Raw genomic sequence first — 14,167 nt, 5'->3', positions numbered from 1 at the left:
CCAATTTAATTTATTTTGGAAAAAATATTCTCCTTTTTGAAAATTTTGCCCGAAACTCCAGAGTTACTTCTTTGTTTTTTAAGGAGATCCATAATCGTTTTTGAAAATTTTCGTCCTCATTCGGAAAATCTTCGCGATAATGGGCCCCCCTGCTCTCTCTTCTTTCCAACATTGCCTTTAACAGAATTTCCGAAAGCAGCAAAAAATTTCTTGCTTTAAATGCACTTTTTCGTTCATTTTCGTTCTGTACATGAAGACTCATATTGAATGAGGCCTTTAATTCGGTTACCTTTTTTAGGGCGGATGTTAGATTTTTTTCATCTCGAATCACATTTGCCTTCAACCACATGAGTTCCCGGATTTCTTCGATTACTTGATGTGGGGTGATGGACTTCTCGGATGTCTTTGGAATGGACTTGTTTAATTGATCGATTGCCGCTTGGATATCAAGCGGTTCAAGCCGGCCATTGTTCACATAATCCAGACAATTCTGGGCGGCTCTTTTTCCAAAAACCATACAGGAACCTGTAGAATTTCCTCCCAATCGATTAGCTCCTTCAATTCCTCCTGCGAGCTCACCGATTGCATAAAGTCCTGGTACAGAGGTCCGTCCACAGCTATCCACCTTGACCCCGCCATTACTAGCATGCGCAAAAGGAGCAATTTTGCAAGCGTCCGTCACAAGATTGATTCCTCTTTCTTTCAGCCAATTAAGATAGATCGTATAGAAATCTCGCTGATCCTCATAAATCGCCTCATCAAAGACAAGCTCGAAACCTGCTTCGCTTTTGGTTCGGATAATTTCTTTCATCATCGCGATATCAAAGTATTTTGACGGGAGAGAATGGGTAAATGGCCCATGTGTACTCCGGATTTCCAAGCATTCTTGCTTGCTGAGCCCGTCGGGAAGCACCTTTTCTAAAATACTGATCCCTTCTTCATCCACAAAATCTTTACAATAATTTAGGGTGTGTTCGCCCCATAATGTCTTATATTTTGGTGCGGTGAATCCTGGAATGAATTGAATAAACTCCATATTTACGAGACTTGCTCCTGCTTCTAGCGCAAGGATATGCCCCGATCCATCGACATCATTTGGGTTTAAGTTATGCTTGTAAAGATTCCCGAAACCGCCTGTTGCCAAGATGACCGCCTTACAATGGATCAGGATAAGGTGATTTTCGTGGTCCAATAGGAAAGCTCCGGTTACCTTGTTGCCGGTCTTGATTAAGGAAATTACAGCAGATTTTTCGTATAACGAAATATTAGGGTAATGGTTGAAAATCGTTTTCACATTTTCGCGGATTTGGTCCCAATCCCTCAGCATATAAATGGTCCGGCTATGTTCCGCAAAGCAGGCCTTGCGATCGTCAGGCAGTTTAAAAGGCTCAATCCCGATTTCAGGAAATTCTTGGACTCGGTCCTGGATTTCCTCCACATAGATTTGGGCCATTTCTTTGTCGTGCATGTGAAGGCTGACTGCCTCTATGTCTTGTAAAAATACTTCTTTGTCTTGGTGATCCTTGGTCACCTGTGTTCCCAGGGAGGCTTTCAGGGGATAGAAGCTTGAGCCGGAACAAACATGGGTTTTGGTCGACATGATCACGGTTTTACCGGCTTTCGCCAACTCGATGCTTACCTTTAGGCCGGCGATGCCGCTTCCTACGACGAGTACATCGGTTGTGATGGTTTCTTGGGGATTCATGGGCTCACCCCCTATAATTTAACTTTGAATACGATTTTTCTTACTTTTTCCGATGTGTCGACCTTGATTCCGGTCATATGGGCATCCTGTGGGAAGAGAATCATGAAGTTTCCCTTTTGTAATGTGGCCGCTGATTTTAGGTTGCCTTCGAGTAGAAAATAGTCGTCTTGTTCATCGTATGGTTGTTTGATTTTCATTTGGTCGAACGGCTCAAAGCCGATTTGTTCTGTTCCTTCTAATAGATAATGGACATCTAGATACTTTTGATGTGATTCCCAGAAGCGTTCTTGCAGGGTTTTGGTTTCGTATTCGATGAGATTAAAGAATAGGTTTTCGCCGTCGATTTCATGCATGCCGGTTTGGAGGTTTGTGAAATCGGTTTGTTGGATATAGTCGATTGCTTGATTGATTCTTTCATGGATACCTTTATAGAAATGAAAATTACGGATGTGATCAACAATCATCCTTATTAGCCCCTTTTTTATGGATTCGTTTTCAAGTTTAGGATAGCATAGGGGGATAATTTCGTAAATAATTTCCTCTCGTTTGATTTATTTTGGAAAAAATTTTCACCATTTTGTTGAGAGGGCGTGAAGGTATACATCATTAACAATTGGGCAATATCCTTTTTCGAAGATCATTCATGAAAAAAGGACCTTCCCTGTTCGTTTACTGGAGGTCCTTTTAAGTTTCTTATTTATATACATCGCCACGATTATCGATGGTTAAAATATAAATTATTTTTTCATGGTGGTTAATTTCAAAAATAATCCTATACGTTCCAACTCTAAGCCTTAACTTATTTTCTCTTCCCTTTAATGGTTTTATGTCTCCAATTGGAGGACGTATTGTTAAGCCTTCTAAAGCTTTTCCAATTCGTTCTTGAATATTTCTTTCCTGTTTTCTTAAGAATTTAACGGATTCACGACTTAGAGTCAGTCGGTAGGTTAAGCTCACGCTTCGCATCCTCCCACGACACAAACTCCGAGCTATTCTTTAGTTGCCGTTCTTCCTCTTGACTCAACGGAATCTCATCAGATTCCATTACCATAATATCCTCCCAATCTGGTCGTGAATGACGGTAAGACAAATATTTCAAATAATCATAGGCCGATTTTTTTGCATCTTCAGGAAGTTTTTTTATCATCTTATACAATTCTTCATTGCTTATAGCCATATCCATTCCCCCTTCGCAAAAAATCCTTTAATAACTTCATTTTATCATATATCTGATAAGAGATATAACACCTCCGACCCTCTCATCTATTTGAAAAATGACCTAGCTCGATTTCTCAAATCACCATTTTCCAATAAAAAGGGACCTTCTAAAGCTAAATTCCAGAAGGTCCTTCCTATTAGCTAATCAGTAAGAATGAACTCTTTAAATTTCCTATAAGCCTTCTTCGTCCATTCTCCCGCAGTTCCTTTACCGATACTTTTTCCATCCACATTGACAATTGGCAGTATTTCCGATGTTGTACTCGTGATAAATACTTCATCCGCTTGAAGGAGTTCCTCAGGTGTGAATTTTTTTTCGATGAATGGGATCCCTAAAGATTCGGTAACCTTTTTAACGGCCATTCGGGTGATCCCGGATAAAATTTGTTTCGACAGCGGCGTCGTATAGACCACTCCATCTTTCACCATATACACATTTGAACTGGTACCTTCTGTAATAAATCCGTCTCTGACTAGGATTGCTTCATAGCAGCCGGCGTCATGGGCGATTTGTTTGGCTAAAATGTTAGGAAGGAGGTTTAAGGATTTAATATAACAATTGGCCCAGCGTTCATCTTCATGAAAGATTGCCTTCATTCCCTTTTCTCTTGCCTCATTATCAATCCCAGCCACATGTCGAACTGTCATCGTAATGGATACGGGGGCAGCCGGGAATAGATGCTGCCTTACAGCAACCCCTCTAGTTATTTGCAAATAAACAGCACTTTCCAGTTCGTTCGATTTTTGAACCGCTTCTAAAATGAGTGCTTTAAAGTCTTCTACTGATTGTTGAATTGGTAATTTAATCGCCTTTGCACTTTGAATCAGCCGTTGCAGATGCTCCTCCAGCATGAAAGGTTTTCCCTTATACACCCGAATTACTTCATAGACACCGTCACCAAATTGATGACCTCGTTCATCAATTGGAATGACCGGTTCATCCAATTGGACATACTTACCGTTAGCGTAGCCAATGTTCATCGTTTTTTTCCTCCCTTTGATATTTTAAGTAAACGGCAAATAATCTAAAAAATCCAATAGAAGTTTGTCATAATGGCTATAGAATATTTTTATAAGGGGCAACTTGAATGAATATCGAACAAATTGAAGCATTTATTTTTGTGGCAGTAACAAGGAGTTTTAGCAAGGCGGGCGAAGCGTTATTTACCACACAGCCAACGGTCAGCGCCCGGATTAAGGCACTAGAAACCTCGCTGAACTGTCAATTATTTTACCGAACAGGAAATACCGTCAATCTGACAAAAGAAGGGAGTACCTTCCTCCCCTATGCAAAAGATATCCTTCACAGCCTGCAGGACGGCCAATATGCCATTCAGCGGGAGCAACTGAAATTGGTGGGGGAAATTGAGATTTCAGCCGTTTTTGTAGCTGCCTTTCATTTTCTTCCGGATTTAATAAAAGAATTCCATAATCAATTCCCTCAAGTGAAAGTAAACCTGTATACCGGCCATTCTACTCAGGTCTTGGACATGGTGTTAAATCATCAAGTAACCTTTGGGATTGCAAGGGCTGTTAACCATCCAAGAATTGAAAGTATCCATTTGTTCCATGATGAAATGATCCTGGCCATATATCCTGAGCACCCTTTTGGATCAAGGGAAGCCGTAACCATGGAAGAGTTGGCCCGCGAGAAGTTTATTTTGTATAATCGAAATTCAATCGATTGGACCCTGATTCATAATGCTTTTGACCATCTCCAGCTACAGAAGAACGTCATTATGGAAACAGATAATATCGAGGTCGTAAATCGAATGGTGAAACAAAAAATCGGAATCGCCATTTTGCCAAAGTCGGCAATTGGAGAAGAGCTGAAGAACGGTACCTTAATAGAGATAAAAGTGACGAATCTCCCTTACATTCAAAGAGATTATGAATTAATTTATTTAAAAGACAGAAACTTTGACCGCATCTCGGAAAGCTTTCTTGATTTTCTGGTGCAGGGCAAGGAATCTATGAATTCGTCAAAATTCGGGCGGTGACAGGCACCACCCGAATTTTGTCGAATTGACTTTTGCCCATGGAAAATTTGTAACCTAGGATAAATATGCTTATTCGTGGAAAACTTGGTGAATTGATTGGGTTTTAAAGGTGGGGTTAAATGAACAACTATACGAATGATAATACTGCTAGAAGATATAAAGCACATGTAAGTATTCTTGGTACGACTCAGCTTCATTTACGTAATCCTTACATTATTGCTTGGTGGTCGGCAGCATTCCCCGGATTCGGACATTTGATTTTATCAAAATATATTAGAGGATATGTATTATTTATATGGGAAGTTGTTGTAAATATAAATGCCCATGTCAACCTTTCCATGATTTATTCATTCCAAGGCAATATAGACTTAGCCAAAGAGGTATTAAACACTAGGTGGCTGATCATGTATATTCCCGTTTACCTTTTTGCAATTTGGGATAGTTATCGAACAACCGTAGATATGAATCGGGTTTATCTTTTAGCTGAACGTGAGGAACATCGTTTTAATTCCTTTACCTTGGGAGCATTAGAAATTAACTACCTTGATAAAAGAAACCCAATTCTCTCCCTCATATGGTCATTGTTTATTCCAGGTCTAGGACAACTCTATATCCATAGGATTTTGACTGCCTTTTTTGTCATCATTTGGTTAGTCATCTTTTTTTATTATTCGCACTGCCTCGAGGCCGTTTCCCTTTTGTTTTTAGGCAAAATCAAGGAAGCTACTTCTGTATTAAAACCTGAGTGGCTTTTATTTATCCCATCCCACTATGGGTTCGCCATGTATGACTCTTATATTAATACGGTTGAAAATAATAAACTTTTTGAAAAGGAACTAAGGAATCATTTGAAAGAAAATTACCAAGCCTCTGGATTCAGAATATCAAAAGGACAAAAAGTGAAGTGATGAATTTGCAGCTTTTTTCAACATTTGAAACAACCCACTATTTAGAAATGGCCATATCGAAATTGGAAAAAAGAGGAATGAAAAAAGAAAATATCTATGCAGTCCCACTGGACAATCGTTCTGAGGAGAGAAAAGTTTTTGATTCCCTTCATCGCTCTGATGGTACATCGCTTATTGATATAGGAATGGCACTCGGAACAGCTTTTTCTGTTATAGGAGCAAGTATTGGGTTTAAATTATCATGGGGCCCAATTTATTGGGGGCTTATTAGTGCTATGATTGGGTTTGCTCTAGGATTTGCGATTCGGCTTTTTACTGAATTGGTTGTAAAGAAGAGAAAAAGGCTGTTAAGAGGTAAGCATTCTGAAATTATCCTCATTATTAATTGTGAAGAATCTCAAGCTGAATTAATCGAAAATATTCTTTGGAATCATTTTGCGTTAGGTGTAGCAAAAGTGAAGGAACGTTAAGGAGCGGGGGTTAGTTTGTGGAAACTCATATTTGTCCTATTTATCATATTTAACATAATTGCCTTTTTTGTTCCAAAGAGGATCGGTAGAATAGAGATTTACGCCACATGTTTTTTTGCATATGCATACGGTTTGACAACTGATATGGTACTTGATTTGCATTATCATCTTTATGGCTATTTTCAAAAAGGCTTTCAATGGATAGCATTACTTGGAATTATTCTTTACTTTCCGGCCATTAGTTTCCTATTTCTCAATTTTTATCCTTCTGAAAAAAAGATAGTAAAAAAAGCTATATACATCTTATATTGGTCTGTTTTCTCTATTACTTTTGAATGGATATCCTTGCAAACTGATTTTTTTTACTATAACGGGTGGAAGCTTTGGTATTCTGGAGCATTATATCCTGTCATCTTTTCAGTTCTTGTGATAAATATGCGGTTGGTTCAAAGAATTATTAAATAATTTTATGCTTATATTCGACGAAATTCGGGTGCACCACCCGATTTTTGTCGAATGAATATAATCCTTTTCCATTAAGAAAGGACCATTCTGAAATCTCAGAAAGGTCCTTTCTTTTATTATGAAACCTATTTATAAACCGAACTCGGTATTTTTACAGTCGGGAATCCTGCAGCGTATGGCCCTACTTCGTATTCTTGGAAAACTAATTTAATGCCGCCATCTGTATAGTAAAATTGGGTGTATTTATCAATAACAACATCACTAAGTTTTGTAACTGTGAAAATCTCCGGATGCTTCATCATGTAGTTGTAGGCATATTGTTGTACCCTGCTGATTTTGGCCTTTGATGTAAGTTTATCCATAAGCTTAACTTGTTTTCCACTGCTGATGATGAAATTATAGGAGGTTGCGGTTTCTGAACCATGTGCACCGCCTAGATACAAAGAATCGTAGAGAATAATACTTAAATGTTTTCCATCATTGTATTTCACGCTGTAGAATGTGGAGTAATCGTAATCACACGCATACGAATATTCACTGCACCATTCCGGATCATCTTGTTTGACCTGCTTTTCGTCTGCCAGCATTTTAAGATAATTCTTATATGCGTCCTTCGCATAGCCTAATAAGGCCTGGTTAATCTTCTTTTCAGCTGTTTTGCTTTTCAGACCCTTTACCTGTGGGTAAGGCAGATTACCTTTCCCTTTATAGTGATATTTTTTTACCGTTACTCCAAATTTTAAATATTTGGTTGCGACATAGGCTTTTTTCTCTTTATAGCGGATTTGAGACCAACTTGATTTTTGAGCGTAAACCGTCACTTTTGTACCCTTCTTCAAGGATCCAACCTTTTTATACTTAGTCCCTGCCCCGCTCCTAACATTTAACTTATCTACCGCTACAGTTGCACTTTTCGTGGTAGCCGCTTTGACTGGTTCATTGTTCAAAACAAATGTAGAAAACACCGACAAGATGACCGCAAACACCAGCGAAAGCTTAACCGTTTTTACTAACTTCACAAATAATCCCCCTTTGACAACATTCCATAACCATCCAAATTTTAACAGAAGTTGTTGAGCTATTGTAAGAAAAGAATTCGACAAAATCCGGGGTTTGGGGTATTTGATGAGCTGGTGATTGGTAATCCATTTAATACATTTACTTTGTAAGTACTCCTCTTTGTAAAAGTTGATAGGCTTTCAATGCTATTTCAGTGTTTAATCTGTTCTCTGGCATATCAAAATCAAAACCAATAATCTGTTTTATTTTTTCAAGTCGATAATAAATAGTTTGTCTTACTGTATCTAAATATTGAGCTGTAAGCTGCTTAGAACGTTCAAATTCAAAGTATTTTGTTAAAGTTAGAATCAATTCCGAACCATATTTCTTATCGTGATCAATTAAAGGAGAGAGGTAGTCCTCAATAAAGTTGGCGGTCTCTTGATCCTGCTGAATTAAGAGAAGAAGACGATATATACCAAGTTCCTCATAAAAGACACTTGATGAAAGTGTTCGATAATTTAATGCTGCCTGTGCTTCTCGATAGCCATTATGAGCATCTGAAAGTAACTGATATTGTCGCCCAACGCCTATACTGATTTGACCAGACTCCCCGACTTTAACATTCTGCAATGTATCGATCACTTTCAGGAATCGAGCCTTAGAGGAATCAGTTTTATCCAGATCAATTGCTAATACAATTATCTGATTTCTTATTGATGTAATATAGGATGTAAAAGAATTTTTTGCGAACTCAGATCGAATTTTTAAAGAATAATGATAAATCACAGAGTCAGGCTCTTCATCCAATAAACTTAAAGAAGATGGGTGAACAATATCTCGGATATCAATGATTACGATTCGATAACGCAGAGAATAGGAGTGCTTAAATTTTGAAGAAATAAATCCCCTAGCTTGTTCCTCATTATTTATACGTTTATAAAGCAGATCGTCCAACCATACAGATTCTAATCGTAATCGTTTTTCATCTAAATAATGTTTTCGCAATAAGTCTTGTGAAATAGCGAGAGATGCACGATCAAGGATTAGAAAATCAAATTCATCAGATTCACGATCTAGAACCATAACAAGGTAGGCCCAAATTTGCTCCATTGCTCCTATTGGTTGGAGAAGAATAGTATGGTTTAATGCCTTCCATTCGATGGGAGCATTATTTGTAATTCGCTCGTGCCAGTGTTCTTTATTTTTGTCAATATATTGAATGAGATATTCCTGAAATTCACCCTTCATTCGTGGAATCGAAAAAGGTTTTCCTTCTACAGGAACATAGAGAATTTGTGTTTCTGTCTTCTGCTGCAATAGCATTAATATTTTAGATACACCGTTAGTAGTAAGTGACAGAGATTGGAACTCTTTTGAAATTGAATCTAGCACAACCAACTTTGAATGATGAGCATTTACGATATATGAATGCAGATCTTGCGTTATTTCAATAAAATTTACAAGCTCTCTAAATATAATGATCGGAAACTCATACTTATTTGCCATCTCGATCATTTCTTCTGGGATTATTTCGAAGTAGTGTCCAAGTTCTATACATAAACATGATGCGTTGTGTTCGATAAGATTTAACAAAAATGAGGAATTAGAGGAGTCTTTCCATTCAAATCCAAAGCCAGTGGAAAGGATCAGTTCTCCCCCTTGAAAAATGGTGTCATCAAAATAGGGAATTTCAAGCACATGTGTCCATTTAACTTGACGGTTCAACCCATTTAATCCTGCAACCACTTCAGCATTAGAAAAGAGAGGACGCTTAAGAATATCTTGTATAGTGAGAGATAGATTAGCTTGCATAGTTGCCTCCACTCCATAATTGATTGCTGCAAATAAAACAATTCTATCATAAACATAATAGAATTATAAATTTATAAATACAGGTAAATCGTACTCCTTTACCGTTTCTCCTCTTTTCAATTTTGTATTCATTATCGTTCAAATGAACCGTTCAACGGGACCAAACCAAAACGTTGTAAAAAAAATAGTATGTAAATTTTAACGTGGCGTCTAATGAAAGGGCTGTCATTTTTCTATAAGATTTAGACAGTTCTAAAAATATTAAGATTAGGAAGGGGAGTTTACCATGATAGTGGGAGTTCCAAAAGAATTAAAAACAGCAGAAACTAGGGTTGGATTAACCCCAGAATGGGTCAAAAAATTAACAGCCTCCGGTCATAAAGTGCTAATACAAAGTATGGCGGGGAAAGGCAGTGGTTTTCCTGATGAGGAATATATTTTCGCAGGTGCCGAGGTAGTAGATACCATTGACGAAATATATGAGCAGGCAGAATTTGTGGTAAAAGTGAAAGAACTACAACCGTACGAATACGGTCTTCTAAGAGAAAATCAAATGGTAATGGCTTGGTTTCATTTGGCGGAAGATGTGAATCATGAAATGTTACAGGCATTACTGGATAAAAAAACAATTTCGTTATCAATGGAATTAATGGTTTTACCTGATGGAACGAGGCCTACCATTAAACCAATGAGTGAAATTGCAGGAACGTTAGCAATGCTTGAAGCAGTAAAATATGCACAATACGGTTATGGAGGAAAAGGAATCCTTCTGCGGAAAATGGCCGGTTTGCCATCAAGCAAAGTAGTCATACTTGGCGGGGGAAATGCTGGATTCAATGCTGCACAAGTTGCCGTGGGTCTCGGATTAAATGTAACAATCGTAGAAGCATCGATGAATCGCATTGATTATTTAACCAAACAGCTGCCACAGGTGGATGTTGTGCTTTGGGATCAAGATTTGCTGACTAAATTACTTATTCATAGCGATGTTTTAATTAATACAATTTACCCGATGCCAGGAGCTAAATCTCTAGTAACACGAGAAATGGTAGGTACGATGCAGCCTCATTCTATGATTATTGATATCACAGGAGTAGGGTTAATAGAAACCTCACATTATACGACTTTAGAAGAACCGATTTATTACGAACATGATGTCTTACATTACTGTGTCCCGAATATGCCTGCTCTCTGTCCGCAAACTTCAACCAATATAATGTTGATGACGACTGGCAATTATATTTTGAATATTGCCAATCAGGGATTGAAGGATGTTGTAGAAAAAGATGAAATCGTTAGAAACTGTATCAGCACCTGGAACGGTGAAATCGTTCATCATGAAGTTGGAATCAATCATAACATGCCTTATACAGAAATAAAAAAAGTGTTACTATGTGCTAAATAAAAATAATCTCATATTTACATGATTTATCGATATTCAGCAGAAATCAGATATTGAGTAGGTTATAACGAAAGAAAGTATCAGAAGTCAGTTAGATGCCAGCGTTTAGATTTTTCAGGAATAATAATAAATATGATATATTCCAACGAATGATCTTTCATTCTATAGACGGAATTCACCATGGGTTGGATCCATCTAAATTTAGATGGATAGCTGGCATCTTATTGTTTTATATATTCTTAAAGTGTAAGTATTTGGAGCATATGGGAAAAGTAAAATAGGGTTAAATCAGATAATAGGGGATGGTATTTTATATGTCAGACATACGAAAAATGGATAGAACATTGACACTCATTCCGGTTGTTTTGTTTGGTTTTTCATTTATGGGGTTAACTACAGCTTTTACTACATATGGTATTGCAGCTGAGGTCTCCCATGGTATAGTTCCAGGAGCAATGATCGTTGCACTGATGGTAATGATGTTTACTGCTTATAGTTACGGGAAGATGTCAATTGCGTTTCCATCCTCTGGGTCTGCTTATGTTTATGCGCAAAAATCGATCAGCCCCCATGTTGGATTTATTGTTGGATGGGCAATCTTAATGGATTATTTATTTTTGCCAATGGTAAATTATCTGGCTTTTGGCATCTTTTTTTCGGCGGCATTTCCCGCAATTCCAAATTACGTATGGATACTTGGCATGTTAATAATTGTTACTTTTATTAATATTAAAGGATTGAAATTTGCAACAAGTGTAAATGCTCTCTTAACGATTTTTGCTTTTCTTTTTATCATTATTTTTATATGTTTTTCTATTAAGGAAGTTATTAGCGGAGAAGGTACAGGCTCTCTTATTTCAATTAAACCCTTCTTTAATTCGAAAGAACCTCATTCTTTTATTATAGCAGGAGCATCACTTTTAAGCTTCTGTTTCCTTGGGTTTGAATCAATTACAGCGTTTGCAGAAGAGACAGTGAATCCTAAAAAGACAATTCCACGAGCTGTTATTATTGTTACTCTTGTTAGCGGATTAATCTTTACATGTGTTGCATATTTCTCATTCCTTGTATGGCCAGAGTATAACACATTCCAAAATGCTGATTCGGCTGCTCACGAAATTATTACTCTTGTCGGCGGAAAGACTTTATACTCTGTATATCTTGCACTTTATGCATTAGCTGTTTTAGGTAGCGCCATGTCATCTCAGGCCAGTTGTGCACGGGGCCTCTATACAATGGGGCGTGATGGGCAGTTGCCTAGAAGGTTCTTCGGCACCCTGCACCCAAAATATAAAACACCTGTAAATAATGTTCTAATCATTAGTCTTTTCTCTTTACTTGCCTTATTTTTAAGTTTAGATCTTGTAGCATCATTTATTAATTTCGGAGCATTTCTTGCATATGCTAGTGTTAATATTGCCGTAATTGTCCATTATTTTATTAAAAATAGAGAGCGTTCGTTAAAAGGATTTATTATATATTTAATTGTTCCTGCTATCGGGGGTGTTCTTGATATAGTACTACTTTTGAACCTTGATATACACTCAAAAATACTTGGAGTAGGTTGGGTTATACTAGGTTTCATTTATTTATTTGCATTGACGAAAGGATTTAAACAACAACCGCCGGAATTGAAATTAGAAGAAAGCGTTTAAAAAAATTATAAGGTTGGGCAATTTGCCCGATCTTCTTTGTGTGCACCTGGATCCCGAATTCTTTTTAAAGTAAATAGCCCTAACATAAAGAATGACCCCAAATCATTATTTATCATGCAAAATAGCGACTAAAATAGGTGAAAAATAACATCTAAAGTGAATGACAACCACCACCCGTTACTTCTGCTATAATAAGTTTAAAATGTGATTGTGCGGGAATGGGGTGAGATACTTGAAGATTCGTTTAGGTTTGTTAGGGGTTGCGGATTCGTTGGAGATTATTCAGTCTGTGACGAATGAGTATTCGGAGTTTATTTGTACGCCGGTTGAGGTTTTGACGGAGGAGGATTTGGATGAGAAGGTAGCTCCTTTGATCAATGAAATGGATATGTGGTTATGTACGGGGCCGATTACTTATGAAATTGTTCAGGACTGGAATAAGATTGATGCCCCTGTTTTTCACGTCGGCTACAATGGCTCCACTCTCTACAAAACCGTGCTGCGGGTATTATATGAACAAAAAATTGCTGTCGATGAAATCAGTTTTGACTCGTGCGATGCCCCCACCTGGGAAAATGCCTTACAGGAGGCCGGGATTTCCACCAAGCTAAAATATGTAGAATCTGAAGTGATTTCGCTCGAAGGATTAATTCACTATCATTATGAACTCTGGAAAAGCGGCAAAACGAAAGCAGCCATCACCGGACACCCGATTCACCATGAACTGCAGCGTCTTGGCGTTCCGGCCTATCGAAGCCTTCCGTCCACCATGGCGGCTGAGGCGGTGCTGACCCAAATCCTCCGCACCTACGAAATGCTGCATTATAAATCAACCCAGATTGCTGTCCAAATCATCGAAATCGACTCGTTTTTAGATTTGAAAAAAGATAATTTCTCGACCGACGAGCTTTTTCGCATCGAGCTCAAGTACATGGAGACCCTGCTCTCCTACACCAAAACCGTTCATGGATCGGTGAAACCGTCGGGACTTGGCCGCTATGTTATTTTTACCACGAGAGGCCTTTTGCAGGATATCACGAACAACTATAGCCAAATACCGGATATGGAAGATTTTGATCAGATCAGCAAAGAGGCTGTTACCTGCGGAATTGGAATCGGACAAACCGTATATGATGCGGAAATTAATGCCGGAAACGCCTTATTGCATGCGAAAGAAGTCGGAAAAGGCTCCTGGATGGTTTGTTTTGATGATAAAACCATTGCCGGCCCGTTAGGAAAGCCTGAGCAGCTGACCTATTCCTATACATCCGAACAACTAGAATCGATCAGCCAAGAAACATCACTGAGTGTCATGACCTTAAATAAACTGAAATCTTCTTTAAAAAAATTAGCAAGTGACGAACTGAACGCCAATGAGCTTGCGAAATACATGCAAATCCCAGCAAGAAGTGCTCGCAGGATTTTAACGACGCTTGAAGAAAAAGGGTATGCTGAAGTGGTAGCTGAGGAAAAGCCGCATACACGTGGGAGACCGCGGAAGATTTATAAGATTGCACCATTTTAATGATC

At 38.1% G+C, this 14,167-nt stretch carries 14 protein-coding genes; 7 read left to right on the top strand and 7 right to left on the bottom strand.

Annotated elements, in window-relative coordinates; all coding sequences use genetic code 11:
* Positions 1-10 precede the first annotated feature (10 nt).
* From E2K98_RS04340 to dat, 5 genes are all read right to left on the bottom strand, one after another.
* Positions 11-1,705, bottom strand: coding sequence for an FAD-binding protein (locus E2K98_RS04340; RefSeq protein WP_133333042.1), 1,695 nt, complete (start codon positions 1,703-1,705; stop codon positions 11-13).
* 11 nt (positions 1,706-1,716) lie between these two features.
* Positions 1,717-2,169 (bottom strand): YhcH/YjgK/YiaL family protein, encoded by a 453-nt coding sequence (locus tag E2K98_RS04335; RefSeq protein ID WP_133333041.1) that lies wholly within the window; start codon positions 2,167-2,169, stop codon positions 1,717-1,719.
* Positions 2,170-2,398: 229 nt separating this feature from the next.
* Positions 2,399-2,671, bottom strand: coding sequence for a type II toxin-antitoxin system RelE family toxin (locus E2K98_RS04330; RefSeq protein WP_328591955.1), 273 nt, complete (start codon positions 2,669-2,671; stop codon positions 2,399-2,401).
* Positions 2,628-2,882, bottom strand: a complete 255-nt coding sequence (locus E2K98_RS04325; RefSeq protein WP_133333039.1) for a hypothetical protein — start codon at positions 2,880-2,882, stop codon at positions 2,628-2,630. Before E2K98_RS04325 ends, E2K98_RS04330 begins: the two co-directional genes overlap by 44 nt.
* Before the next feature lie 182 nt (positions 2,883-3,064).
* Positions 3,065-3,904 (bottom strand): D-amino-acid transaminase, encoded by an 840-nt coding sequence (gene dat, locus E2K98_RS04320; RefSeq protein ID WP_133333038.1) that lies wholly within the window; start codon positions 3,902-3,904, stop codon positions 3,065-3,067.
* 107 nt (positions 3,905-4,011) lie between these two features.
* Here dat and E2K98_RS04315 point away from each other — a divergent pair, with 107 nt between their 5' ends.
* The 4 genes from E2K98_RS04315 (at position 4,012) to E2K98_RS32285 (ending at position 6,766) form a co-directional block, all read left to right on the top strand.
* Positions 4,012-4,923, top strand: coding sequence for a LysR family transcriptional regulator (locus E2K98_RS04315; protein ID WP_133333037.1), 912 nt, complete (start codon positions 4,012-4,014; stop codon positions 4,921-4,923).
* Positions 4,924-5,042: 119 nt separating this feature from the next.
* Positions 5,043-5,831, top strand: a complete 789-nt coding sequence (locus tag E2K98_RS04310; protein ID WP_133333036.1) for a hypothetical protein — start codon at positions 5,043-5,045, stop codon at positions 5,829-5,831.
* Positions 5,832-5,836: 5 nt separating this feature from the next.
* Positions 5,837-6,301 carry a hypothetical protein gene (locus tag E2K98_RS04305; RefSeq protein ID WP_133333035.1) on the top strand — a complete coding sequence of 155 codons (465 nt, stop codon included), beginning with the start codon at positions 5,837-5,839 and terminating at the stop codon, positions 6,299-6,301.
* Between the two features lie 15 nt (positions 6,302-6,316).
* Positions 6,317-6,766, top strand: coding sequence for a CBO0543 family protein (locus E2K98_RS32285; RefSeq protein WP_372512546.1), 450 nt, complete (start codon positions 6,317-6,319; stop codon positions 6,764-6,766).
* Positions 6,767-6,891: 125 nt separating this feature from the next.
* On the opposite strand, the gene E2K98_RS04300 is transcribed toward E2K98_RS32285, so the two are convergent.
* Both E2K98_RS04300 and E2K98_RS04295 read right to left on the bottom strand, forming a co-directional pair.
* Positions 6,892-7,785 carry an SH3 domain-containing protein gene (locus E2K98_RS04300; RefSeq protein ID WP_133333034.1) on the bottom strand — a complete coding sequence of 298 codons (894 nt, stop codon included), beginning with the start codon at positions 7,783-7,785 and terminating at the stop codon, positions 6,892-6,894.
* 139 nt (positions 7,786-7,924) lie between these two features.
* Entirely contained in the window at positions 7,925-9,580 is a 1,656-nt protein-coding gene (locus E2K98_RS04295) for a PucR family transcriptional regulator (protein ID WP_133333033.1), read from the bottom strand.
* A 286-nt stretch (positions 9,581-9,866) separates the two neighbouring features.
* Here E2K98_RS04295 and E2K98_RS04290 point away from each other — a divergent pair, with 286 nt between their 5' ends.
* The 3 genes from E2K98_RS04290 (at position 9,867) to E2K98_RS04280 (ending at position 14,162) form a co-directional block, all read left to right on the top strand.
* Positions 9,867-10,985 carry an alanine dehydrogenase gene (locus tag E2K98_RS04290; protein WP_133333032.1) on the top strand — a complete coding sequence of 373 codons (1,119 nt, stop codon included), beginning with the start codon at positions 9,867-9,869 and terminating at the stop codon, positions 10,983-10,985.
* Between the two features lie 311 nt (positions 10,986-11,296).
* Positions 11,297-12,637, top strand: a complete 1,341-nt coding sequence (locus E2K98_RS04285; RefSeq protein ID WP_133333031.1) for an APC family permease — start codon at positions 11,297-11,299, stop codon at positions 12,635-12,637.
* A 223-nt stretch (positions 12,638-12,860) separates the two neighbouring features.
* Positions 12,861-14,162 (top strand): helix-turn-helix domain-containing protein, encoded by a 1,302-nt coding sequence (locus E2K98_RS04280; protein WP_328591954.1) that lies wholly within the window; start codon positions 12,861-12,863, stop codon positions 14,160-14,162.
* The last annotated feature ends 5 nt before the right edge of the window (positions 14,163-14,167 follow it).

The sequence above is a fragment of the Bacillus salipaludis genome (genome assembly GCF_004358205.1).
The sequence above is the reverse complement of the archived record's forward strand: the minus strand, read 5'-3'. Positions and strand labels throughout refer to the sequence as shown.